The 23858-nt window shown below is 62.4% G+C and carries 27 protein-coding genes and 1 pseudogene; 13 read left to right on the forward strand and 15 right to left on the reverse strand.

Annotated elements, in window-relative coordinates:
• Position 1: 1 nt before the first annotated feature.
• Complete coding sequence (locus NKG99_RS00480; protein WP_352863179.1) at positions 2-172, reverse strand: hypothetical protein; 171 nt, start codon at positions 170-172, stop codon at positions 2-4.
• 83 nt (positions 173-255) lie between these two features.
• On the opposite strand from NKG99_RS00480, the gene NKG99_RS00485 reads away from it, so the two are divergent.
• Positions 256-927: a class I SAM-dependent methyltransferase gene (locus tag NKG99_RS00485; RefSeq protein ID WP_352863479.1), complete on the forward strand. Its 672-nt coding sequence runs from the start codon at positions 256-258 to the stop codon at positions 925-927.
• 1 nt (position 928) lies between these two features.
• Here the strand turns inward: NKG99_RS00485 and NKG99_RS00490 are convergent, their stop codons facing one another.
• Genes NKG99_RS00490 through NKG99_RS00505 form a run of 4 tightly spaced genes read right to left on the reverse strand, consistent with a single transcriptional unit; the run spans position 929 to position 5118 of the window.
• Positions 929-2125 carry a glycosyltransferase family protein gene (locus NKG99_RS00490; protein ID WP_352863180.1) on the reverse strand — a complete coding sequence of 399 codons (1197 nt, stop codon included), beginning with the start codon at positions 2123-2125 and terminating at the stop codon, positions 929-931.
• Positions 2122-3366 carry a glycosyltransferase gene (locus tag NKG99_RS00495; protein WP_352863182.1) on the reverse strand — a complete coding sequence of 415 codons (1245 nt, stop codon included), beginning with the start codon at positions 3364-3366 and terminating at the stop codon, positions 2122-2124. The genes NKG99_RS00490 and NKG99_RS00495 overlap by 4 nt, the downstream gene beginning before the upstream one ends.
• A 1-nt stretch (position 3367) precedes the next feature.
• Positions 3368-4582: a glycosyltransferase family protein gene (locus NKG99_RS00500; RefSeq protein ID WP_352863183.1), complete on the reverse strand. Its 1215-nt coding sequence runs from the start codon at positions 4580-4582 to the stop codon at positions 3368-3370.
• Positions 4579-5118, reverse strand: a complete 540-nt coding sequence (locus tag NKG99_RS00505; RefSeq protein WP_352863185.1) for a hypothetical protein — start codon at positions 5116-5118, stop codon at positions 4579-4581. Before NKG99_RS00505 ends, NKG99_RS00500 begins: the two co-directional genes overlap by 4 nt.
• Before the next feature lie 183 nt (positions 5119-5301).
• On the opposite strand from NKG99_RS00505, the pseudogene NKG99_RS00510 reads away from it, so the two are divergent.
• Positions 5302-5475 (forward strand): annotated as a pseudogene (locus NKG99_RS00510) (helix-turn-helix domain-containing protein); the annotation flags it as partial.
• 59 nt (positions 5476-5534) lie between these two features.
• The gene (locus tag NKG99_RS00515) at positions 5535-6704 is read left to right on the forward strand and encodes a RelA/SpoT-related domain-containing protein (RefSeq protein WP_352863186.1); all 1170 of its coding nucleotides are present in this window, start codon (positions 5535-5537) and stop codon (positions 6702-6704) included.
• A 170-nt stretch (positions 6705-6874) separates the two neighbouring features.
• Here the strand turns inward: NKG99_RS00515 and NKG99_RS00520 are convergent, their stop codons facing one another.
• The 5 genes from NKG99_RS00520 to NKG99_RS00540 form a co-directional block, all read right to left on the reverse strand.
• Positions 6875-7270, reverse strand: a complete 396-nt coding sequence (locus NKG99_RS00520) for an MAPEG family protein (RefSeq protein WP_352863187.1) — start codon at positions 7268-7270, stop codon at positions 6875-6877.
• On the reverse strand, positions 7267-8124 hold the full coding sequence (locus NKG99_RS00525; RefSeq protein ID WP_352863189.1) for a DUF4118 domain-containing protein: 858 nt from the start codon (positions 8122-8124) through the stop codon (positions 7267-7269). The genes NKG99_RS00520 and NKG99_RS00525 overlap by 4 nt, the downstream gene beginning before the upstream one ends.
• Before the next feature lie 4 nt (positions 8125-8128).
• On the reverse strand, positions 8129-8401 hold the full coding sequence (locus NKG99_RS00530) for a hypothetical protein (RefSeq protein ID WP_352863190.1): 273 nt from the start codon (positions 8399-8401) through the stop codon (positions 8129-8131).
• A 152-nt stretch (positions 8402-8553) separates the two neighbouring features.
• A complete protein-coding gene (locus NKG99_RS00535) occupies positions 8554-8940 on the reverse strand; it encodes an SET domain-containing protein (RefSeq protein ID WP_352863191.1) in 387 nt (128 codons plus the stop codon).
• A gap of 196 nt (positions 8941-9136) precedes the next feature.
• Positions 9137-9505, reverse strand: coding sequence for a YrdB family protein (locus NKG99_RS00540; protein WP_352863192.1), 369 nt, complete (start codon positions 9503-9505; stop codon positions 9137-9139).
• 218 nt (positions 9506-9723) lie between these two features.
• On the opposite strand from NKG99_RS00540, the gene NKG99_RS00545 reads away from it, so the two are divergent.
• The 8 genes from NKG99_RS00545 to NKG99_RS00580 all read left to right on the forward strand — a co-directional run bounded on the left by NKG99_RS00545 (position 9724) and on the right by NKG99_RS00580 (position 17531).
• Positions 9724-10977, forward strand: coding sequence for a sarcosine oxidase subunit beta (locus NKG99_RS00545; RefSeq protein WP_352863194.1), 1254 nt, complete (start codon positions 9724-9726; stop codon positions 10975-10977).
• Positions 10977-11399 carry a hypothetical protein gene (locus NKG99_RS00550; RefSeq protein ID WP_352863195.1) on the forward strand — a complete coding sequence of 141 codons (423 nt, stop codon included), beginning with the start codon at positions 10977-10979 and terminating at the stop codon, positions 11397-11399. Before NKG99_RS00545 ends, NKG99_RS00550 begins: the two co-directional genes overlap by 1 nt.
• An 11-nt stretch (positions 11400-11410) precedes the next feature.
• The gene (locus tag NKG99_RS00555) at positions 11411-11722 is read left to right on the forward strand and encodes a sarcosine oxidase subunit delta (protein WP_352863197.1); all 312 of its coding nucleotides are present in this window, start codon (positions 11411-11413) and stop codon (positions 11720-11722) included.
• Entirely contained in the window at positions 11719-14712 is a 2994-nt protein-coding gene (locus NKG99_RS00560; RefSeq protein WP_352863198.1) for a sarcosine oxidase subunit alpha, read from the forward strand. The genes NKG99_RS00555 and NKG99_RS00560 overlap by 4 nt, the downstream gene beginning before the upstream one ends.
• A complete protein-coding gene (locus tag NKG99_RS00565) occupies positions 14705-15289 on the forward strand; it encodes a sarcosine oxidase subunit gamma (RefSeq protein WP_352863200.1) in 585 nt (194 codons plus the stop codon). Before NKG99_RS00560 ends, NKG99_RS00565 begins: the two co-directional genes overlap by 8 nt.
• 59 nt (positions 15290-15348) lie before the next feature.
• Positions 15349-15576, forward strand: coding sequence for a hypothetical protein (locus tag NKG99_RS00570; protein ID WP_352863202.1), 228 nt, complete (start codon positions 15349-15351; stop codon positions 15574-15576).
• A 76-nt stretch (positions 15577-15652) separates the two neighbouring features.
• Positions 15653-16438 (forward strand): ThuA domain-containing protein, encoded by a 786-nt coding sequence (locus NKG99_RS00575; protein WP_352863203.1) that lies wholly within the window; start codon positions 15653-15655, stop codon positions 16436-16438.
• 43 nt (positions 16439-16481) lie between these two features.
• Positions 16482-17531, forward strand: coding sequence for a Gfo/Idh/MocA family protein (locus NKG99_RS00580; protein ID WP_352863204.1), 1050 nt, complete (start codon positions 16482-16484; stop codon positions 17529-17531).
• 43 nt (positions 17532-17574) lie between these two features.
• Here the strand turns inward: NKG99_RS00580 and NKG99_RS00585 are convergent, their stop codons facing one another.
• The 5 genes from NKG99_RS00585 to NKG99_RS00605 form a co-directional block, all read right to left on the reverse strand.
• Positions 17575-17817, reverse strand: a complete 243-nt coding sequence (locus tag NKG99_RS00585; RefSeq protein ID WP_352863206.1) for a DUF680 domain-containing protein — start codon at positions 17815-17817, stop codon at positions 17575-17577.
• Positions 17818-18022: 205 nt separating this feature from the next.
• Positions 18023-18667: a TetR/AcrR family transcriptional regulator gene (locus NKG99_RS00590; protein ID WP_352863207.1), complete on the reverse strand. Its 645-nt coding sequence runs from the start codon at positions 18665-18667 to the stop codon at positions 18023-18025.
• 232 nt (positions 18668-18899) lie between these two features.
• Positions 18900-19934 carry a phosphotransferase family protein gene (locus NKG99_RS00595; protein ID WP_352863208.1) on the reverse strand — a complete coding sequence of 345 codons (1035 nt, stop codon included), beginning with the start codon at positions 19932-19934 and terminating at the stop codon, positions 18900-18902.
• Positions 19931-20416, reverse strand: a complete 486-nt coding sequence (locus NKG99_RS00600) for a MaoC family dehydratase (RefSeq protein WP_352863209.1) — start codon at positions 20414-20416, stop codon at positions 19931-19933. The genes NKG99_RS00595 and NKG99_RS00600 overlap by 4 nt, the downstream gene beginning before the upstream one ends.
• A 39-nt stretch (positions 20417-20455) precedes the next feature.
• Positions 20456-21271 carry an SDR family oxidoreductase gene (locus NKG99_RS00605; RefSeq protein WP_352863211.1) on the reverse strand — a complete coding sequence of 272 codons (816 nt, stop codon included), beginning with the start codon at positions 21269-21271 and terminating at the stop codon, positions 20456-20458.
• 114 nt (positions 21272-21385) lie between these two features.
• Here NKG99_RS00605 and NKG99_RS00610 point away from each other — a divergent pair, with 114 nt between their 5' ends.
• Together NKG99_RS00610 and NKG99_RS00615 are read left to right on the forward strand one after the other, a co-directional pair.
• Positions 21386-22627 carry an acyl-CoA dehydrogenase family protein gene (locus NKG99_RS00610; protein ID WP_352863212.1) on the forward strand — a complete coding sequence of 414 codons (1242 nt, stop codon included), beginning with the start codon at positions 21386-21388 and terminating at the stop codon, positions 22625-22627.
• Positions 22628-22679: 52 nt separating this feature from the next.
• On the forward strand, positions 22680-23717 hold the full coding sequence (locus NKG99_RS00615) for a zinc-binding dehydrogenase (protein WP_352863214.1): 1038 nt from the start codon (positions 22680-22682) through the stop codon (positions 23715-23717).
• The last annotated feature ends 141 nt before the right edge of the window (positions 23718-23858 follow it).

Below are 23858 nucleotides of genomic sequence, written 5' to 3' on the forward strand. Positions count from 1 at the left end.
TTCAGTTGGAAGGATGCGGGATAAAAAAGCGGCTGCTGGCGCATGGCGTATAGGCAATTTCTTCGTCGCCAATGACAAGCTCGAAGCTGCGGTGCACGAAGGACACCGATGGTCCCCATAGATGCAACCGGCTCTCTCCGGCACCGGGCAATGGCGAAGCGGCTAACAGCATAATCAAATCCGCGGATCAAACGGCCTTGCGGGGGGCAAGATTGCGTTGTGTCGCCCGACATCCCACCATACAAGACGAATATGATGGATGTCACGCAACCACGCAATGCCGGCATGGACTGGCACGATCAAGCCTTGGACCTCACGCGGGGAATTGCTGCCTATGTCGACCGCCCTCTCGTGGCGGGGCTGGCGCGCGTCATCGCCAAGCATCCGAACGCCGATATAGGCAACGCCTTCAACCACAAACAGGTCGCCTGCAAGGTGTGGGCGCTCGACAGGCTGTTCGAAAGCTGCGGCGGCCGGTTCGGGCGCATATGGGTTCTGGGTGGTTGGTACGGCGTATTGCCGGCAATGCTTTTCAACGACGCCCGCTTCGATATCGCGGCGGTGGATAGCATCGACATCGATCCCGAAGTCGCGCCGGTCGCCGTGACCCTCAACCGGGAAGCCGGCGACCGGTTCCGGGCGCTGACGGCGGATATGTACGCACTAGACTATGCGGCCGGGCGGCCCGACCTGACGGTCAATACGAGCTGCGAACACATAGCCGATCTGCGCGCCTGGCTTGCTCTGCTTCCGCGGGGCACGAATGTTCTGCTGCAATCGAACGATTATTTCAGCGAGCCGACGCACATCAACTGCGTGGCTTCACTGGCAGCCTTCGAAGCAATGGCGGCGCTACGGGAGGTGCGGTTCTCCGGCGAACTGCCGACAAAAAATTATACGCGCTTCATGCTGATTGGAGCTGTTTAGACTAGGATTCGTCGTCTGTTTGATCAGGAGCTTTTCCGAAACCGGGCTCCATTTTTAGGGACCATGTTCGATACCGCTCGCGCAGGATTTGCGCCGAATGACGCGCGCCTTCCAGATCGAGACGATGCGCGGATGGTGTCGGTGCCACAAGCGCCTCTTCGATGGCTTGCGCCAAGCCTTCAGGCGTTAGGTCCTTTTCCATCAGCACCGTTGCAAGACCGAGTTCTTCGAGCATTAGGGCGCGAACCGTTTGTTCTGTTTCCCCGCCAGCTGCAAATGGGACGAGCAGGGAGCGACAACCCGCGCGCAGGACATCGCAGACGGTGTTGTAACCCGCCTGCGACACTGACAGGCGGGCGCCGGTCAGCAGGCTGGCGAAATCCTCGCGGAACCGGAAGATGGACAGGCCCGGCGTGGCATAGCCGGCGATCGCGTCAAACTCGTCCTTGGGCAGGTTTGGGCCGGTGATCAAACACCATTTCCAACCGTTGTCGGCATTCCGTGCCGCTGCGACGGTGGAACTGACAAGCCTCTTTCCGGCAGCTCCGCCGCCAACCGACACCAGAATGTCGAAGCGCTCGGACGCCGCGGGCGATGGCGGCGCGGCAACGAGCCCTGTGTAGACGACCTCGGCCCTGATCGCCCCGGCCAGTGGAAATGTCTTGTCGATGGTTGCGAAAGCCGGATCGCCGTGGACCATAACAAGGTCGAAATGCCTGTTGATCAAATCGACCGTTTCCTGGTTTCGGCCCGGCTTGACGCGCTCCTGAAGGATATCACGGACGGACGTCGCCAGCAGCGGTCTGGGCGACGCCGCGTCGATGGCCTCGATGAGCGGCAAGAGTTCGAAACGCATCTGCCGGCGTCCAAATGGAAACGCCTCGACAATGACGATATCAGGCCTGCAGTCCCGGAATGCCTGCAGCAGCATCTCTGAACGCCGTTTCTTGAAATCATCGTCGATCGGTTTGCCCAGCAGGTCGACAAGTCCCGAAAATCCTTCATCACCGGAGGTGACAGGCGGCAGGGTTACAGATTTTACCCCCGGTCCCGGAAATCCCGCGACCGGCGCTCCGCCGGTCACGACGGTTACGTCAAACCCGTCATCGACCAGAGCCGCCGCGACCCGGCTGGAGCGCGCGAGATGGCCGATGCCGAGCAGGTGCTGGACATAGAGGAAGGCGCGCAGTCGCTTCAATCGGCGGCCCGCCACTCGCGCTCGAACAGTTCCTTGAGCTGTCCAATGCTCGCAATATGATCGAAATTGCCGCGCACGTGCCGCTCCGCGGCGTCGCCGAGGCGGGCGCGCAGCACGGGATCACGGATCAGGCGCTCCAGCGCCTGTGCCAGGGCAATTGGGCTATCCGTCGGAACCAGCAGCCCGGTTTCATCCGGCGATATAAGCTCCGGCACGCCAGAAATATCGGTCGACACGCAGGCAAGCCGCTGGCTAGCCGCCTCCACCAGAACATTCGGCAGACCGTCCCGATCGCCATTTGCGGTGATCCTGCAGGCCAGGGCGAAGATGTCGGCGCAGCGGTACTGCAAAAGCACCTCCTCCTGCGCAAGCGCGCCTTTCCAAGAGACGCGACCATCCAGTCCGAGCTTTTGCGCCAGCGCCTTGAGCCGTTCCAGTTCCTCGCCGCCGCCGATATGCTCGAAACGCCACGCCAAATCACCAGGCAAGAGGGCAAGGGCCTCCAGCAAGGTATCGTAACCTTTCTTTTCAACGGCGCGCCCGACACTCAGAACGATAACCGGTTCGTCCGGCGCCGAGCCGTCATGCTGTTTTCGCGCTTCGCCGGAAATGCCGAAGCGATGAAGGTCGAGCCCATGATAGCTCAGATGCACGGACGAGTTGCCGTTAGCGAGTTTTTTCAGACGGTCGAAGCCGGTTTTCGTGCAAGTGACCGTCCAGCGCGCCGAGGCAAGCTTGCCAGCCAAATCCCAGTCCGCCGAAGTCCAGATGTCCTTGGCATGGGCCGAGCAGCTCCAGGGCAGGCCACGAAGCTGGCTGGCATAGCGCGTCACCGATGCCGGCGTGTGCGCGAAATGTGCATGCAGCCAGCCCGCGTCTTCCGGCCATTCGGCCGCCAGCACGAGCGCTTGCCCGAAGCGGCGCGCGCGATTGCGCGTAAAGTCGCGGGGGAGATCGGCCGCCAGCGATCCGAGAGCGCGCCAGAAGCCCGGCCGCGGCAGACAAGCAAACAGCGAGCGAAGCACGCGCAGCGGCTCTTCATGCAGATATTCCGGCAGATAATGGACGGGCGCTTTGATCTCGTCATGCACGGGGTGGCGTTTTGCGTCGGTCGGCCGCCTGAGCGCGAAGAGTATCAGGTCGAACCCCGCACGCTCCAGACCGAGCAGTTCCTGTGCGATAAAGGTTTCCGACAGCCGCGGATAGCCCTTCAGAACCACGACGATCTTGCGATTTTGCAAGTCAGTTCATGCCTTCAATGACCGAAAGGTGATGGCCGGCCCGCCGGTCGAGCAGTTCCGCGACGATTTCGGAAATATGAGGCAACCCTTCCAGCGTCAGATGCGGATTGCTCTGCGATGGGCGGGCCCGGTCCGGCAGCACCTTCAGTGCATCGGCAAACCGCTGGGAATCCTCGGCTTCTTCCGGCAAGAGCATCTCGATGAGGCCGAGTTCGGCTGCGCGCCGTGCTCGGATCAGTTGTTCCTCGCGGGGCTTGACGCGCGGCACGATCAGCGCCGGCTTGTCGAAAGACAGTATCTCGCAATAGGTGTTGTAACCGCCCATCGCCACCACCGCCTTGGCGCCGGCAATCAGGTCCTCCATGCGGTTGTCGAACTCGATGATCTTGATGTAGGGGATCTTGGACCCCTTTTTGAGCAGTTTGTTGCGCTTGCGCGCCGGCATGTAAGGTCCAAGCACGATCAGCGCCCTGTGCTGCAATTGCGGGTCCTGCTGGTAGGCATCGATGACGTCGTGGATCAGTTCGGCGCCATCACCGCCGCCACCGGTGGTAACGAGGATATAGTCGCCCTCGGGCCGGTGGCCGGGCAACTCGTTCTTTTGCAGGCTCCGTTGCAGGAAGCCGACGAACTTCATCTTTGCCCTGACAGCCGGCGGCACATCCAAGCCGGTCAACGGATCATAGAAATCCGGCGGGCCATAGACCCAGACCTTGTCGTAGAACAGGCCTATCTTGCGCATCACATCCCTGCGTGCCCATTCTGCTTCGAGCAGGTGCGGCGCATCCATCACCTCGCGCAGGCCGAGCACCAGCGTTGTGCCCCGCGTCTTGAGGTAGGACAGCGTGTCCTCGATCTCACCGCGCAGGCCTAGCGGTTCCTTGTCGACGATGAAGATATCCGGCCGGAAGGTCTCGGCAGTGTGCCGGATGATCGACTGGCGCATCCTTAGGGTCTCATGCAGATCGATGTCCTTTTCCAGCGAGGTGTACTCGCCGTTGCGCAACTTGATGACGCTGGGGATCTTCACGAAGTCGACACGGGCGCGGTAGTCGAAGGCGCCAGCGATTGTCGCACCCGAAATGATAAGCACCTGAAGTCCGCGGAAATCCTCGACCAGCGAATGCGCGATAGTCCGGCAGCGCTGCAAGTGGCCGAGCCCGAACGTGTCGTGGCTGTACATGAGAATTCGAGCGTTTTCTGCGTGCTGGGTCATTGTTGAACGTCTCTTAGAATTCTCGCCTTGAGGACCGTGAGCGACGCTCCGGCTTCGAAACCATCCTGGTTTTGAAAAATGAGGCCGCGATTTTCAATCTGTATTACTTCTGTGGAATGCCTGTCGGATAGGCTTTCTGATTGCCTGAGTCCGAAACTTGATGGATCGGCGAATATCGCCTCGGCGGGAGCGGGCCGAGACTCGCTGTTGTTGTTTTGGGATGGATCGAAGGGCAAAGTGGTATCCAAAAGATCGGCAGAAATCATCCCTCTTGATTCCAATAAGTTCCGGTGTCTCCGAACTCCATTGGTTTCGGAGCGGTGAAGGCGATTTCCGCTATCCCGGCCCATATAGCCAATTGATCGGTCGCCGGGCGTCGCATGGCCCATCTTGTTGTAGAACTCATTTCGCGCGCCATTGCTCTCGGTCTTGGGGGACCAAAGGTGCTGCCCATCAATCTCTTGACGGGCGGTCTGATTGTGATTCACCGACCAGAACTGAGCCATCTTTCCCCAAGCTAGCTGGAATTTCAGCAAGAATCGAGTGGATGCCAGCGCTTACAACGCACCGCCCGCGGGAGGGCGTATGCAAGACCAGTTGCTTGGCGATCGCTATGGCCTCTGGCCGTGCTCTAGATGTGAGCTTTCAGAGGGTTGTCCGTTCGGATCGGACCGAGGAGACTGGAGTTACCAAGCTGCAGCACTCACCGGAGGATCCGAATGAACATCCACAAGAATGCCCGTCTCACGCCTTTGCGTCGAGAGGAGATGGCGCTTTCGGTGATAGAAGGCGCTTTTTCCCAAGCCCATGCGGCGCGCGTCTACGGCGTGTCGGCCAAGATCGTGGCGCGTTGGGTCGAGCGCTATAAGGCCGAAGGGCGCGCCGGCATGGTCGCCGCAACCCAGGAATATAACCGTATGTTGTACTTCGCTTACCCAAAGGGATACGACCCATGAGATTTGATTCCCTTGCGGTAGTCCCGCCAGTACAGAATGAGGCGGATTACCTTGACTTCATGGGTCCAATGACTGAGTACCCGCGCCTTGCCTACAGCATGAGAGCCGTTCGCAAGGCAGGCGACCGGCTGGCAAAACCTATTCAGTTCGGACGAGACATCACTGCCGGCCAGTACGTGGACGCACTTGAAATCTTCTCGATCGCCAATAGCTGGCGCGACTCGCACTTTCTGCCCATGCGGAGCGTTCGGTTCTCTGTCGGTCACCACATGAGAGCCCTGCGACTGAAGGGCGACATGGCATCCCGTCCGAAGCGTATGGCATCCATTCGTCGGAAGCTTCGAGAGTCCACCACCAAATTGGACACCATGAACGACATCGGCGGTTGCCGAGCGATCATGGCCGACATCAAAGGTGTTCGCTCGCTTCTCGCATCGATGCGAGACAAGTTCCCTCATGAGATCCACTCGCGAGAATTCAACTATATCGATGAGCCGAAGCCGGACGGCTATCGAAGTCACCATATTGTTTTCCAGTACCGACCTAGGGATGCCGACACTGAGGCTTTCGAGGGACGACGCATCGAATTGCAAGTTCGGACCAAACTTCAGCACTCATGGGCGACCGCAGTTGAGGCTGTCGGGCTATTCCTGGGCCAGGATTTGAAGCACGGAAAGGGCGAGCAGGATTGGTTACGCCTTTTCCAGCTTATGTCCGCGGAATTCGCGCACGTTGAGCAGTGTCCCGATCATATCGGTGTTCCGGATCACAATGACCGGGTGCGAGAATTGCGGGATATCAACAAGCGTATAGGTGCGACCAGCATACTAGAAGACATTAAGAATCTTACCCGTTACTCGGAATATCCCGGACAGCCAGCGGAAAAATATCGATACTATTTGATCCAATATCACAAAGATCACAGCGTGACCATCCAACCATTTTGGACGCTTATGTTGGGTGCGCGGACATTGGAAGAGATAGAGCAGAAAATCGAGCTAAGGGGCATTGGTGCAAAGGCTGTCTTGGTCGAGGTTGATAAGGTCGAAAAGCTTGTTGAAATGTATCCGAATTACTTCGGAGATGTTTCCTTATTTGTTCGTGATCTGAAATCCATCTGCACGGGAAAGGTGCTATCGAATAAGTCTAGCCCCGCAACAGGGTAGCTCCGAAGCCCTACGAAAAGCCCGCTATGGTTGGCTTAAGCGTCGCTTCCCTCTGGCCCGCCCTTGTCGTGTTGGACGAGCCGAATTCCAGCCTCGATGCTGCCGGAGAGGAGACGCTGAACCGGGCGATCGTTGCGGTCAAAGGGGCCGGGTCGACGGTCGTGATTGGGTCAAGGCAACGCCGCTGCCCAGATCAGCAGCGCGATGCCTGCGACGGCGATGTTCCACACCAGTGAGCGCACCAGACAGATGCCTGCTGCATAGAGCGGCAGATAGACGAGTCGGGCACCGAGATAGAGCGCGCTGCCCCAGATCGTTCGACCGTCGTGGGCATTCGCGAGGTGCGCCAGCACCACCGCCGCGATGAACAGGGGGAAGGTCTCGCCGAAATTGGCGGAAGCGCGAGAGAGACGACCGGCGACGCCCGTGAGCGGTGACTGCGGCGCGTCCCGCGCGCTAGCGGTCCAGCGGTAGCTGCGCTGGAGGCTAGCCGAATGCGATGCCAGGACAATGTGGAACAGCCCGAGAGCGCAACCCCCGGCCAGCATTGCGAGTTCGAACGTCATCGAATATCGCTGCTGGCCCGCAGCAGCTGACGGTCAAGGGCCAGGGCCAGAAAACGCCCTACGATGTCGACGACCGCGGCAGGCGCCGACGGACGTTCATCGGGGTCGAATGCGAGTCCAATGGCGGCACCCTGGCCTTCAGCTGTCACCACAGGCCAGAAGTCAAAGCGCGAGGCTAAGGCCGGGTAAACGCCAGAGGGCGAGAACAGCCCCGTGGCCAACGACGATCGCGCCGCCTCGATTTCCGCGTCCAGGGGCTCTAGGTTGCCGACTCTCTCGACGGAAATCACCTTGCTCTCCATCACGAGAACGACGACGACAGGGACTTGAAAAAGCGCTGCAAGAGCACGGGCGGTGATCGAGACGATCGCCTGCGCATTGTCAGCGGCCGCGACGTCGCGGCCGTAGCCCTGCAGCACCGTTGCCTGCCTTCTCAGGAGCGACGCATCGGCTGCACTGCGCTGGGAAGTGAATGCAACGGCACTCACGATTAGTCCGACTACAAAAAGCAGCCCGATCGCCCAGACGTTTGCCGGGTCGTCGACGATCAGTGTGTAGCGAGGCTCTGTGAGAAAGAAATTGTAGGCGAGAGCACCAAGTATTGCCGAAAAGAGGGAGGGGCCTAAGCCTAAGCTAATGGCCGCTACAATCACCGGCACCACAAACACGAGGGAGATGTTCGGGATCGCCACGCGACTGTCGACACCAACTGCCACGACCGTGGCGACGGCGGTCATTGCCAAGGAGGCAAGGTAACGCACCAGAGCCGCAGACTCTGGTGCCGAGGCCAAAAGCGAATCGGCATCCGGCAACGGCGGGATTTTCCCTCGCAGCTTCGATGTAGCACCGGCCATTGGCTCAACTCCTCCAGTTATCTGATCTGTAGATCAATCCTGGCTCGACAATCCATTCACCTGGCGAGAGCGCTTCGACATCGAACCGGCCATCTGCAAGCCGTGGCGCAAGTCCAACGTAGTGATAGTGGTCGCCGAAGGTATCTATGACCTCGGAAAAAATTGGCCGTTCAGCAAAGTGGCCGACGACCTTGCTTTCGCTGGGTCGGCCGGCGGCGGGTGCGGCGATCCTGAGAACATAGTACTCGATCGGAACGCTTCTTGCCCCGAGACGCATCGGCATATTCCTCATCAAAGGAACACATGGAGCAGTATGCTCGCTCTGCCTCAATATTTCCACCCCATGGGCCAGGGCGGCAAGGCAGTCGCTTCAGACGAATGATGGCGGCCAAGCCGAGGCCAGCTTGCCTCGCACTCTCCAGCAGATCTCTATGCCGTCGCCAAATGCAGCCGCTCGAAATCCTCGAAGAACTCACCGTAGTCGCAGGTGATCTCCTCGCCCTCGGCGATATCGCGGGTCGCGGTTGCCCCGCCATATTTCGAAAAATCCGTGTTTGGGTTGCCGGAATGGTTCATGAAGCGCCCATTGTCGACTTCATAGACCATGAAACCCGGCCGGTCCGGGCTCGGATAGGCATAGCGGTCAAGCAGTTCCCTGAGATGCGAGGGCGCCGCCTCGTATTTTTCCATCGGGATGAGCCGGTCGAAATCCGGATCGAGCCGCCAGATCGAAGCGCCTTTCCCGATCGGCTCGGCGGCGAACACACCGACACCCTCGATCGCGCTCGCAGCCACATAGGTTCTGATCAGCATCATGTTTGCAGGACCGGTTTGGCAAGAAGACCCGTTTCGACAGGAAACGGCATTGCCAAATCGAGCGGAAAAAGCAAGACCGGCCGCCCGCCTTGCGGCTATGAACATGCGTCTTGGCCGCAAAAAGACTTCACGTGCGGTTGATCGATACGCCGCGCCTTCCTCGTCACTCGCCAAACAGGGAGGCCAGTGGGGCGAATTATCGCCGCAACAACCACGCCAGGCGATCGAGCGAGAATGCGTAGCTGATGACGATCAGCAGGGCCATGACGATGCCCGTGGTCGTTTGGCCGGCCAGGTAGAACCCAGCCGCGCCGCCGAACAGGATGACGAGTTCCAGCACCAGCCGCACCGCCCCCGGAACCGGCACAGGGGCGCGGCCCGACCGACTCGGATCATTGAGCACGGCGAAGGTTCCCCACAGCGCAGCAGCAACGAGCGGTATGGCCAACGCAGCGACCCAGCGCCACCAATCGTGTGAGAGGCGCCAGCTGGCGATGCCGAGCCCGAGCAAGGCGGCAAGCTCCAGCAGGAAGCGCAACGTCAGATTCCACCAGGCATTGCCCATAATGATCCTCCAGAGCCTCGCGACAGGCAGTGTGACCGAACGGGGCCTTAGCTGCCAGATCGCATGCGGCTTTTTCGCCGTGGCGCAAAACGGCAAGCGCCGTCGCAAACAGCGCAAGGGTGGAAGCGCCGTTTCGCTAGTGATACACCTCGCGCGCCGGGATCGAATGAACGCCCGGCCGTTATTCGCGAGGCCTTTTCTGGGGCGAGGTTGGGACGTTGAAGAAATATTCGGTATTCGCCATCGCCCGCGAGGCCATGCGCGGCCACAAGGGCTGGGAGGAGCAGTGGTCCTCGCCTGAGCCCAAGAAGGAATACGACGTCATCATCGTCGGCGCCGGCGGCCATGGCCTGGCCACAGCCTACTATCTCGCCACGGTGCACGGCATCACCAATGTCGCGGTGCTGGAAAAGGGCTGGCTCGGCGGCGGCAACACCGGCCGCAACACCACCATCATCCGCTCCAACTATCTCTATGACGAGAGCGCCGGCATTTACGACCACGCGCTGAAGCTGTGGGATGGGCTGAGCCAGGAGCTCAACTACAACGTCATGTATTCGGCCCGCGGCGTCATGATGCTCGCCCACAACGTGCACGACGTCCAGGTGCTGAAGCGCCACGTCCACGCCAACCGGCTGAACGGCATCGACAATGAATGGATGACGCCGGAGCAGGCGAAGGAATTCTGTCCACCGCTCAACACCTCCAAGGATGCACGCTATCCGGTCGTCGGTGCGGCCTTGCAGCGGCGCGGCGGCACGGCGCGGCACGATGCGGTTGCCTGGGGCTATGCGCGCGGCGCCTCGGCGCGGGGCGTCCACATCATCCAGAATTGCGAAGTCACCGGCGTCAAGCGCGCCGCCAATGGCGCGGTCATGGGCGTCGACACGACGCGCGGCTTCATCGGCGCCAGGAAGGTCGGCGTCGTTGCCGCCGGCCATTCCTCGGTGATCATGAACATGGCCGGCGTGCGCATGCCGCTGGAGAGCTATCCGTTGCAAGCGCTGGTGTCGGAGCCGGTCAAGCCGGTGGTGCCTTGCGTGGTGATGTCGAACACGGTGCACGCCTATATCTCGCAGTCCGACAAGGGCGAGCTGGTGATCGGCGCCGGCACCGACCAGTACGTCTCCTATTCGCAGACGGGCGGCTTGCACATATTGCAGCATACGCTGGACGCCATCTGCGAGATGTTCCCGATCTTCACGCGCATGAAGATGCTGCGCTCCTGGGGCGGCATCGTCGACGTCACACCCGACCGTTCGCCGATCCTGGCCAAGACGCCGGTGCCCGGCCTCTATGTCAATTGCGGCTGGGGCACGGGTGGCTTCAAGGCAACGCCGGGCTCGGGCCATGTCTTCGCCCACACCATCGCCAGGGATGATCCGCATCCGATCAACGCGCCCTTCACCATCGAGCGCTTCCGCACCGGCCGCCTCATCGACGAGGCGGCGGCGGCGGCGGTGGCGCATTGATGATGGCGCAGATGGCTGTCGCGATGCCGCTGATGCTGGCGGGGGAACAGGGCATGTTCCATTTTCCTTCGGCGGACGAGGTGCGGCTGCAGCCGATCAGTCGCGCCGGCAACGAGGCCGGCTGGCCGTTTTCGGTCGACGACGGCACGCTGGCCTGCGTCTGGAGCGGCGGTCAGAAGGTGGTGATGTTCTTCGAGGGACGACCCGAAGGGCTCGAGGAGGACGAGACGTTCCAGCCACGTCAAGTGATCGTCACAACCGATCCGATGCAACTCACCCTTGGCAACATGGCGTCTCGCGATCTGTTTCGTCCCGCTGCAAGCGTGGAAGAGCGCATCCGGCTCGTCGCGCCGTTCGCGACGTTGGGACAGAAGCTTTGCGATCAACCGGCGGGCGCCCGCGTCGGCCACGGCGAATTGTAGGAACCAGGACAATGCTTCTCATCCGTTGCCCCTATTGCGAGGAAGAGCGCCCGGAGCTCGAGTTCCGCAACGCCGGCGAGGCGCACATAGCGCGCTCGGCCAACATGGCCGGCGAGAGCGACGACGACTTCGAAAAATTCTTCTTCATCCGCTCGAACCCCAAGGGCATCATTTATGAGCGCTGGCGGCACATGCATGGCTGCGCGCGTTTCTTCAACGCCGTGCGCGACACCGTCACCGACAAGTTCGTCATGACCTACAAGGCCGGCGAGCCGAAACCCTCCAAGCTACCCAAAAACTCCAACGAAGTGGGTGCCAAATGATCGGCGCGTTCCGCATTCCCGGCGCCGGTCGCTTCAAGCAGGCGAAGACCGCGCGGTTCAGCTTCGATGGCCAGTCCTATGCCGGCATCGAGGGCGACACGCTGGCTTCGGCCCTGCTCGCCAATGGCGTCCATCTTGTCGGCCGCTCGTTCAAGTACCATCGTCCGCGCGGCATCCTGTCGGCGGGCGCCGAGGAACCGAACGCGCTGGTCGAGATCAAGCGTGACGCGGCACGCAAGACGCCGAATGTGCGGGCTACGGTGCAGGAACTCTATGACGGGCTTGACGCGCAGTCGCAGAACCGCTGGCCGTCGCTGTCCTTCGACGTCAGCGCGGTCAACGACCTTGCTTCGCCGCTGTTTTCGGCCGGGTTCTACTACAAGACCTTCATGTGGCCGAAGGCTGCATGGAAGAGCCTGTACGAACCCAAGATCCGCGCCGCGGCCGGACTTGGCGTTTCCCCGGACAAGCCGGATCCGGACCATTATTCGTCGCGCTATGCGCATTGCGAGGTGCTGGTGCTGGGCGGCGGTGCCGCCGGCATCGCGGCGGCGCTTGCCGCAGCCGAGACCGGCGTGCGCGTCATCCTCGCCGATGAGCAGGCCGAGTTCGGCGGCAGCCTGCGGTTCGAGAGCGGTGCGAAAATCGAAGGCCAGGACGGCTTTGCCTGGGCTCAAGGTGCGGTGGCCAAGCTCGCCGCCATGGGCAATGTCCGCGTGCTCTCGCGCACGACGGCGTTCGGCTATTATGCGCAGAATTTCGTCGGGCTGGTCGAGCGAGTCAGCGATCATCTGAAGGCTCCCGGCCACGATCTGGCGCGCGAGCGGCTGTGGCAGGTGAGGGCCAAGCGCGTGGTGCTGGCCTCCGGCGCCATCGAGCGCCACATGGTCTTCGCCGACAATGATCGGCCGGGCATCATGCTGGCAGGAGCGGCGCGCACCTATCTCAACCACTATGGCGTCGCGGTCGGCAAGAATGTCGGCGTCTACACCGCCAATGATTCCGCCTATGCAGCGGCAATCGACCTCAAGAAGGCCGGCGTCGACGTGGCGGCGATCGTCGATTTGCGCGACAACCCGACCGGGCCGGTGATCGACGAGGCGAGGGCGCTCGGCATCGAGGTCAATTTCGGCCGCGCGGTGATCCGCGCAGGCGGCAAGTTGCGGGTGTCGTCGATGACCGTGCAGCCGAAGAATGGCGGCGGCGAACGCACCATTCCGGTCGATGCGATCCTGATGTCGGCCGGCTGGACGCCGTCGGTGCATCTGTTCTCGCAGTCGCGCGGCAAGGTGGCTTTCAACGACGAGACCAAGCGCTTCGTGCCGGGCACCTATGCGCAGGACTGCGTCTCTGTCGGCGCCTGCAACGGCACCGACGGGCTGTCCGCCACGGTCGACGAGGCCTATGCGGCGGGCGCCAAGGCGGCCAAGGATGCGGGCGCGAAAACCGCCAAGGGTACGAAGCCGAAGGTCGACGCCTCGGAGAGTTGGTCGCGCGGCATGCTGGGTGCGGCCCCCGGCGCCGGGCCGGACACGACCGTGAAGGCGTTCGTCGACTTCCAGAACGACGTCACAGCCAAGGATATCCGCCAGGCGGTGCATGAAGGCATGCGCTCGATCGAGCACGTCAAGCGCTTCACCACCAACGGCATGGCGACCGACCAGGGCAAGACCTCCAATATGCACGGTTTGGCGATTGCCGCCGAGACACTGGGCAAGCCGATCCCCGAGGTCGGCCTGACCACGTTCCGGGCGCCCTATACGCCGGTGACCTTCGGCGCGATCGTCAGCCATGCGCGGGGTCCGCTGTTCGACCCGACGCGCAAGACTGCGATCCATCCCTGGGCAGAGGCGCAAGGCGCGGTGTTCGAGGATGTCGGCCAGTGGAAACGCGCCTGGTATTTCCCCAAGGCAGGCGAGGACATGCACGCCGCGGTCGACCGCGAATGCGTCGCGGTGCGCAAGACGGCCGGCCTGTTCGATGCCTCGACGCTGGGCAAGATCGAAGTGGTCGGTCCGGATGCGGCGAAATTCATGGAACTGCTCTACACCAACCCATGGGAGAAGCTGGAGCCCGGCCGCTGCCGCTACGGCATCATGCTGCGCGAGGACGGTTTCATCTACGATGACGGCGTCGTCGGCAGACTGGCGCCCGATCGTTTCCACGTGACGACGACGACTGGTGGCGCGCCGCGCGTCATGAACCACATGGAGGATTATCTCCAGACCGAGTTCCCGCATCTCAATGTCTGGCTGACCTCGATCACCGAGCAGTGGGCGGTCATTGCCGTGCAGGGGCCGAGCGCGCGGAAGATTATAGAGCCCTTGGTCGAAGGCATCGACATGTCGGACGAGGGGCTGCCGCATATGTCGGTGCGCGAAGGTAAGATCTGCGGCGTGCCGACCAGGCTGTTCCGCATGTCGTTCACCGGCGAGCGCGGCTTCGAGGTCAACGTGCCGGCCGACTACGGCCAGGCCGTCTGGGAAGCACTTTGGGCCGAAGGCCAGAAGCATGGCGCTGCCGCCTACGGTACCGAGGCCATGCACGTGCTGCGCGCCGAAAAGGGCTACATCATCGTCGGCCAGGACACCGACGGCACGGTGACGCCGAACGATGCCGGTCTCGACTGGGCGGTCGGCAAGAAGAAGACGGACTTCGTCGGCATCCGCGGCTTGACGCGGCCCGACCTTGTCGCCAAGGGCCGCAAGCAGTTGGTCGGGCTGAAAACGAAAGACCCGAAGGTGGTGCTGGAAGAGGGCGCGCAGATCGTCGAAAATCCGAAGCAGGCGATCCCGATGAAGATGATCGGCCATGTCACCTCGAGCTATTGGTCGGAAAATTGCGGCCGGTCGATCGCGCTGGCGCTGGTCGCTGGTGGCCGCGACCGCATGGGCGACACGCTCTATGTGCCGATGCCGCACGGGGTGATCGAGGTGGAGGTTACCGGCATGGTGTTCTTCGACGAGACGGGAGGGCGCCTCAATGGCTAAGGCTGCTGCAAGAAAGACGGCATCGGCCGCATCGCCTTCGGTAGAACGCCGTCCGGCGCTGGCCGGACGCAGCACGACCTCTACCGGCGTCAAGGTCGAGGTGCTGCCGCCGGCTGAGCGCATTTCATTGCGTGCACCGGAGGCCTCGCTCGCAGCGCTTTCCAAGGCGCTCGGCGTGACCTTGCCGAAAAAGCCGAAGACGTCCGCTTCGAAGGGCGGGCGAACCGCCTTGTGGCTCGGCCCCGACGAATGGCTGGTTATCGATGAGGCGGGCAAGGATCCGCTGGCCGATCGTGCCGGGGTTTCCGCCTTGCACTCGGCGGTCGGCATCTCGCATCGCAACGTCGCTATCGCCGTGACGGGGACCGGGGCGGCGGCGACGATCAATGCGGGCTGCCCGCAGGACCTGTCGTTCGATGCCTTCCCGGTTGGATCGGCGTCGCGAACCATCCTCGGCAAGACCGAGATCGTGCTGCTGCGCACGGCGCCGGACGCCTTCAGGGTTGAATGCTGGCGTTCCTTCTCGGACTATGTCTTTACTTTTCTGTCCGAGGGCTCGCGCGACGCAGCGGTCTAAACCCGGAACGTTTTGCAGGGCAGGCTCGTTCTGCATCCTCACGCCGAGGGAGAATGCCGATGCCGACGAATTCCGCGCCGAAGTCAGCCAGGAAAACCGCGGCCGTCCGCTCGCTCGAACATGAGCGGCAAGAAGCGCCGAGCGCCGAAGAGGAACTCGAGGAAGGCCTCGAGGACACGTTCCCGGCCAGCGATCCTATATCGATCACCAGCACGGCCATTCCAGGCTCTCCCGCAAGACCGGGCAAGCCCAAGACCGTTGCCGGGCGCAAGAGGCGCAAGACGTAATTTCCATCGGGCCAGATCGAACCGGACCTTCTCAATCCCATTGGACATGCTATTTAAAGCGCTTTGGGAGATGAAAATGCCGACAAAAGCAATCGTCTGGGGCGAGAACGTCCACGAGCAGACCAATGCCGCCGTGCGCGACCTCTATCCCTTGGGGATGCATGGCACCATTGCCGCTGCGCTGAACCGAGACAAGGGCATCGAGGCGACCACCGCCACCTTGCAGGAGCCCGAACATGGCTTGAGCGAGAAACGCCTGGCGGCCACCGACGTTCTGTTGTGGTGGGGCCATGCGGCGCATGGCGAGGTCAAGGACGAGATCGTCGAGCGGGTGCAGAAGCGTGTGTGGGAAGGCATGGGGCTGATCGTGCTCCATTCCGGCCACTACTCGAAGATCTTCAAGCGGCTGATGGGCACGCCCTGTTCGTTGAAATGGCGCGAGGCGGGCGAGCGCGAGCGCGTCTGGGCGATCAACCGCGGCCACCCGATCGCGCAAGGCATAGGCGAGTGCCTCGAGATCGGCGAGACGGAAATGTATGGCGAACCGTTCGCGGTGCCGGAGCCACTCGAGACGGTGTTCGTCTCCTGGTACGAGGGCGGCGAGGTGTTCCGGTCCGGGCTGACCTATCAGCGCGGCGCCGGCAGGATCTTCTACTTCTCGCCCGGCCACGAGACCTATCCGATCTATCACAATGAGGGCGTGCAGCAGGTGCTGCGCAATGCGGTGCACTGGGCGCACAACCCGGCGCCGGCATGGTCCGGCATCACCAATGCGCCGAACGTGCCGACGGATGCGGCAAAGGAGAAGATCGTCCAGAAGGGCCTGCGTCTGCATGCCGATGGCGACAAGGGCCTTAGTTGAGGCCTGAGTTGATTGGGGCGTGAGGGGTTGGGGGCCTGAACTGATGCATCGAATTCTCTTGCTCGGCACAGGCGGCATCGCCGGGCATCATGTCGAGGAGTTCGCCGGGATTCCGGGCTGCGGCATCGTCGCTTGCGTCGACCAGGTGCCCGGCCGCGCGGCCGCGTTTGCCGCCGCCAGCAAGATCGGCGATTTCTTCGAGAGTCTGGAAGCGGCGGTCGCCTGGGGTCAGTTCGATGCCGCCATCAACGCGACGCCGGATGGTGCGCATATGGCGACGACGCTTGCGCTGCTTGCCGAGGGCAAGCATGTGTTTTGCGAAAAGCCGCTGGCACCGAACCACGCCGATGCGCTGGCAATGACCGAAGCGGCCGAGGCAGCCGGGGTGGTCAACATGGTCAACCTGACCTATCGCAACTCACCGGCGATCCAGGAAGCACGGCGCATGGTGCAGGCCGGCGAGATCGGCGAGTTGCGCCATGTCGAGGCGAGCTACCGGCAGAGCTGGCTGGTCAGCAAATCATGGGGCGACTGGCGGGTCGAGGACAAATGGCTGTGGCGCCTGTCGAGCCGGCATGGCTCGACAGGCGTGCTCGGCGATGTCGGTATTCATATCCTGGATTTCGCCACCTATGGCGCCGACCAGGATATCGTCAGTCTGCATGCCGATCTGGTGACGTTTCCGAAGGCCGAGGGTGAGCGCATCGGCGACTATGTGCTGGATGCCAATGACAGCGTCGCGATGACGGCGCGGCTGAGCTCCGGTGCGCTCGCCACGATCGTGGCGAGCCGCTACACGACCGGTCATGCCAACGATCTGTCGCTGGCCCTGCACGGCATCAAGGGCGCTATTAAGGTCGAGACCGACGGCAAGGTATCGAACCTGTCCGCCTGCCTGGGTGGGGATGTCGATCTTCAGCGCTGGCAAACGCTGGCGCTGCCCGATGTCAAACGCAACGCCAGGCGCTTTGCCGATGCACTGGATGCTGGCCGGAATGGCGATCCATCGTTCCGGCGCGCCGCCGATATGCAGAAGCTGATCGACGCCGCCTTCGAGAGTTCAGCGGCAAGGCTGCCGGTATCGATCGCCTGAAGCTGGCCGGCTTATGCCGGCCAGAAGTGATTTCCCGCAAATATCAGAACGAGCTCGGCACGATCCACGGGTCGATGCTGATGCCGAGCCGCGGGCCTTTGCCTTCAGCGGTGTTTTCCGTGGTGCCCTTCTTCTCGACCGAGCCGGTCGAGGCGCAATCGAGCTTCACGTTGGTCTTCGTGTCTACGCAGGTCGCGGCGGACGCATGCTTGACCGGGTGGGTGGCGCTGGCGGCGAAGGCCGAGCCCGAAAGTGCCAGCGCGAGGGTGAGGAGTGTCTTTTTCATAGTCAGTCTCCGTTTTCTGAGGTCGAATTCAATTCGTACCTTACGGTGAACTTCTTTCGTACATGTACGATGCACTGTACAGATACGCCCGTCGATCCCGAAGTTCAAGGCGAAACCGTACGCGTACGATAAATTTTTTGTTAACCAAGAAATTCACCCCGCTTTGGCTGGCGGAGAGAAATATGGAAACGAAAGGTACTGACGTTCAGCGGTTGACCGGTGTCCCGGTCAGCGGTGGCACATTTTGCGTGCTGAGCGTGGCAAGCGTGAAATCGCACATCCGCTTCACGAAAGCCTGCGGATCGCCGAAGGGGTAGAACGGAAAGGTGATGAGCAGCGAGATCGTGCCATGGCCGACCGCCCACAGCATGGTGGCGATGGCGCGTGGATCGCCCTGCAACTTGCCGGCGGCGACGCAGGCCTCGACCCTGCTGATCAGCGCGTTCATCGCCGGGTTGCTCTCTTCCATGTCCTCGTAGCTCCTGCCTTCCGGCAGCTTGGTCTTCTCGGTCATGAACACCGTGCGGTATTCGTTCGGATTGCCGAGCCCGAAGGCGGCATATTCCGTCATGACCGCCTGCAACGCCTCGATCGGATCGTCGGACGAATGCTCCTCGATGCGTCGGGCAAGCGTCTCGAACGCATCTTCCGCCAGCGCAAACAGGATGTCCTGTTTGTCGGCGAAGTAGGAATAGACCGACATCGGGGCATAGCCGACCCGCTTGGCCAATTTGCGGATGGTCAGGCCTTCATAGCCTTCTTCCTGGACGAGCTTGTGCGCGGCCTCGACCAGTTCGGAGCGCAGTTCGGCCTTTTGTTTCTCGCGGCGTGTCTGGACGCTCGGCGGCAAGATCTGGTGCCTTTGTTTGGGTTGGTGCCTGGCTGAATTATATACGCTGTACGGAAACGGACAAGGGCACGGGAAGTTCCCCAAACGACAAAGCTCCAGATGGCGCCGACGCTCGTCGATGTCCGACAGCACCATCCGGGCGCCCTCAGTGGCAAAGCCTTTCGCGGCGCCCGGCCAAGCCCGACGGCAGCACCCGTGATCAGCTTTGTTGCTCCCTCGAAGCGGCCCATCATCACGCCTCCTTGTCGATCAGTTTGGCGGCGAGATGCGAAAGCAGTTTTACCGCCTCGCCATAGGTTCTCGCCTTTTCCGGATTAGAGGCGTTGCCGTCCAGCGCCCGCTTGAAGACGCCCTGGCAGATCGCAGCCAGCCGGAAGAAGGAGAAAGCGAGGAAGAAGGTCCAGTTGCCGATGCCGGTAAGCCCGCGCCGCCGGCAGTAGGCGGCGACATATTCCTCTTCCAGCGGCAGGCCGAGTGCGGCACGATCGACACCGCCCAGGCCGCGAAAGCCCGAGCTATGCGGCAGGCGCCATTGCATGCACTGGTAGGCGATATCGGCGAAGGGGTGGCCTGATGTCGACAGTTCCCAGTCGAGCACAGCCAGAACCTTTGGCCGGTCCGGCGCGAAGATCAGATTGTCCAGCCGGTAGTCGCCATGCACCAGCGAGACGCGGCCGTCATCTTCCGGCATGCGCGTCTCCAGCCAGGCAATCAGCCGGTCCATGTCGGCGACGGTGCCGGTTTCCGAGGCGCGGTACTGGCTGGTCCAGCGCGCCAGCTGACGCTCGAAGTAGTTGCCGGGCCGGCCGAAATCACCGAGACCCACGGCCTCGACATCGACGTCGTGCAGCGCGGCGAGGGTATCGTTCAGGGCATCGTAGATGGCGGCGCGTTCATCGTTATCGCGAGCCTCCGGCAGCGCCGGATCCCAGAAAATGCGGCCGTCGACGAAATCCATCACGTAGAACATACGTCCGATCGGCGAGTCTTCGTCGGAAAGATGCAGCATCCGAGGCACTGGCACGGCGGTGCCGGCAAGCGCCTTCATCACCCTGAATTCGCGGTCGACCTGATGCGCCGATTTCAACAACTGCCCCGGCGGCTTGGCGCGCAGCACGTAACGGCCGCTTGCCGCCGTCAGCAGATAGGTCGGGTTCGATTGGCCGGATTTGAACTTTTCGATTGCGGCAAGCCCGGAAAAGCCCGGTATGTTGGCCTCGAGGTAAGGCGCGAGCGCCGCCTGGTCGAGGACGTTCGGATCGTTCATGCCGTCTCTGGCTGACGTTCGATCAAGGTCAGCGTTAGCCAGCGCGCGGTCAGCGCCGGTTTCTTCGAGCCTTCGATCTCGATCGTCACGTCGTGCGCCGTCTGCACCCAGCCCGACGGCCTGACCTTGACGTCGGCCAGCACGAAACGGGTGCGAATGCGCGCGCCGGTCTTCACCGGTGCCAGGAAGCGCAGCGAATCGAAGCCGTGGTTGACGCCCATCTTGCTGTTTTCCAGCGGCGGCATTGTCTCGAAGGTCATTGCCGACAACAGCGACAGCGACAGGAAGCCGTGCGCGATGGTGCCGCCGAACGGAGTCTCGCGCATGGCCCGCTCCGGGTCGCAGTGGATGAACTGGTGGTCGTCGGTGGCGTCGGCGAACTGGTCGATCATGCGTTGCGTGACCACCCGCCACGGCGACACGCCAACCTCCTTGCCGATATTGGCCAGAAGCACATCGAGACTGATCGGTTCCAAACTCATGTCCTCCAGTTCACCTCCGGCTTCTGTGGCCGGAAAATGTCATTCCTTGAACAGTGTCAGCCCATGCTGCACCGACTGCCCGCCGTCGATCGGCAGGATGGCGCCGGTGACATAGCTGCCGGCACGGCTGCACAAATAGAGCGTTGCGCCGGCAATGTCATCCGGTGCGCCGATACGGCCGATCGGAACATGATTGCCGACATGTCTGGCCTGTTCATCCGTGCCGGTGGCAAACGCCGTCATGCGGCTCTGGAACGGCCCGGGGGCGAAAGCGTTGACGGTGATGCGTCGGGCGGCGAACTCCAGCGCCAGGGTGCGTGTCAAATGGTGAACCGCGGCCTTCGAGGCCGTGTAGGAATAGGCGTCGTCGGCCAGCGGCTGCGTGCCCATCACCGAACCGAGGTTGATCACCCTAGCCGGATCGGCGTCGCTGGCGGCGGCATCGAGCAGCGGCAGCAATTCACGCGTCAGATGGAAGACCGCGGTGACATTGACGCCGAGCACCTTGGCCCAAGCCGAATAGGGAAAGCTCTCCAGCGGCGCACCCCAGGAAACGCCGGCATTGTTGACCAGGATGTTCAGGCGATCGGTCCGCGCCTTGACCTCGGCGACGAGCGCGGCAATGCCGGCCTCGCTGGAGACATCGCCGGCGAAGCCTTCCGCCCGGCCCGAGGCGCCAAGACCGTTCAGTTCTTCGGCGACCTTGATGCAGTCCTCGCCCTTGCGCGAAGCGATCATCACGCTGGCGCCGGCCCGCACCAGCGCGGTCGCCGCCATGCGGCCGATGCCGGTCGCGGCACCCGTGACCAGCGCGATCTTGCCGGCCACCGAAAACAGCTCGTCCAGATAGCTCATCACAATCCTCCGCGCTCGGCATGCGGGCAAACAGTTCGCGTTGACAAGGCTATCCGAAGTACGGTCATCCTTGCCACTGACAAATGCCTGGCATGCATGAAGGGTTAGCGACCGATGACGGACATGAATCTCGGCATGACCGAGCGGCTGAAGCCGATACACGCGCGCGTCGCGGCCATGGTGCGCGAGGAGATCATGCCGCTTGACAAGGAGTTTCTCGGCGAAGTGGGCAAGGAAGGCGACCGCTGGGTCTATACGGCGCGCCAGAGCGAGATCCTCGAAGGGCTGAAGAAGACCGCAAGAGAGCGCGGCCTGTGGAATTTCTGGCTGACCGGCTCGGAGCGCGGTTACGGCCTTTCCACGGTCGAATACGCCTATCTGGCCGAGGAGATGGGCAAGGCGCATCTCGGCGCGGAAACCTTCAACTGCTCGGCGCCCGACACCGGCAATATGGAGGTGCTGGAACGCTACGGCTCGGCGGACCACAAGAAGGCGTGGCTTGAGCCGCTGCTCGAGGGCACGATCCGCTCGGCCTATCTGATGACCGAGCCGGACATCGCCTCGTCCGACGCCACTAACATCGCCATGCGCTGCGAGCGGCACGGCGACGACTATGTGCTCAACGGCGAGAAATGGTGGGCGTCCGGCGCCGGCGATCCGCGCTGCGCCATCTACATCGTCATGGTCCGGACCGGCGATGACAGCGAGCCGCGGCATCGCCGCCATTCGATGATCCTGGTGCCATCGGGCACAAAGGGCGTGACCAAGGTCCGCGCCATGCAGGTCTATGGCGACGACGACGCGCCGCATGGCCATATGCATCTTCGCTTCGACAATGTGCGGGTGCCGGCATCGAACCTGATCCTCGGCGAGGGCAGGGGTTTCGAGATCGCGCAGGGGCGGCTCGGCCCTGGCCGCATCCATCACTGCATGCGCGCCATCGGCCAGGCCGAGATGGCGCTGGAAATGCTGTGCCAGCGTTCCGTGCGCCGCGAGGCCTTCGGCCAGCCCCTGGCAAAGCTCGGTGCCAATTTCGACATCATCGCGGAATGCCGCATGGAGATCGAGATGGCCCGCCTGCTCTGCCTCAAGGCGGCCTGGATGATCGACCAGGGCGATGCGCGGGCCGCAGCTCCCTGGATCAGCCAGATCAAGGTGGTAGCGCCGCGCGTCGCTCTCAAGGTCACCGACGAGGCGGTGCAGATGTTCGGCGCGCAAGGCATCAGCCAGGACACGCCGCTGGCGCGGTCGTGGACGCACCTGCGGACATTGCGCCTTGCCGACGGGCCTGATGCCGTGCATCGCCGGCAGGTGGCGCGGACGGAGCTGAAGAAATACACGCAGGAAAAGGTCTGAACGCCGGCATCGTCATCCGGCAAGCCGACAGGTCCAGGCAAGGAGTGTTGCGATGACCGTCCCCTCCGAAATGAAGGCGCTGCTGCTGGTCGGCGACGGCTACACCAGGACGCCGAGCGGCAGTATGCTGGAGGCGATGGAGCCCTATCTCGAGCCGGGCAGCATCGCGGTGCCGACACCCGGACCGACGCAGGTGCTGATCAAGGTCAGCCTCGCCTCGATCAATCCGTCCGATGTCGCCTTCATCAAGGGCCAGTATGGCCAGCCGCGCGCCAAGGGCCAGCCGGCCGGCTTCGAGGGTGTCGGCACCGTCGTCGCCAGCGGTGACGAGCCCTATCCCAAAAGCCTGATCGGCAAGCGCGTCGCCTTTACCACCGGTGTCACCAACTGGGGCTCATGGGCCGACTATGCCGTCGCCGAGGCGGCGGTCTGCATCCCGCTGCTCGACACCGTCCGCGACGAGGACGGCGCGGCGATGATCGTCAACCCGCTCACCGCACTCGCCATGTTCGACATCGTCAAACAGGAAGGCGAAAAGGGCTTCGTCATGACCGCCGGCGCCAGCCAGCTCTGCAAGCTGATCATCGGGCTGGCCAGGGAAGAGGGATTCCGACCGATCGTCACCGTGCGCCGCGACGACCAGATCGCTTCGCTGAAAGAACTTGGCGCGGCGCATGTCCTCAACGAAAAGGCGCCGGATTTCAAGACGTCGCTGCGCGAGGTGATGAAGGCCGAACAGCCGCGCATCTTCCTCGACGCGGTGACCGGGCCGCTGGCCTCCGCCATCTTCGACGCCATGCCGAAGCGTTCGCGCTGGATCATCTATGGGCGGCTCGATCCCGAAGCCACTGTTATCCGCGAACCCGGCCAGCTGATCTTCCAGCACAAGCATATCGAAGGTTTTTGGCTGAGCGAGTGGATGCGCCAGTTCCGCGACCGCCGCGGCTCGGCGATCCTTGAAGCGCAGAAGCGTTTTTCCGACGGGCGATGGTCGACCGACGTGACGGCGGTGGTGCCGCTCGCCGAGGCGATGTCGCGGCTGCCGGAGGAACTGGCCAGGCCCAATGGCAAGGTGTTCATTCGGCCTTAGCTCCATTCGAGAGACGCGAGAAGCTTGGACATGAAGCCTTCAGAGGACTTTCGACGGCCGCAAGGATGTCGGTATCTGGCCGCCGCCCGGATCGTCAGGCGGCTATCCGCGTCTTTCAGCCCCCTATGCCACGCCGCTTTG

The sequence above is a fragment of the Mesorhizobium sp. M1409 genome, from assembly GCF_040317535.1.
Lineage (GTDB): Bacteria > Pseudomonadota > Alphaproteobacteria > Rhizobiales > Rhizobiaceae > Mesorhizobium.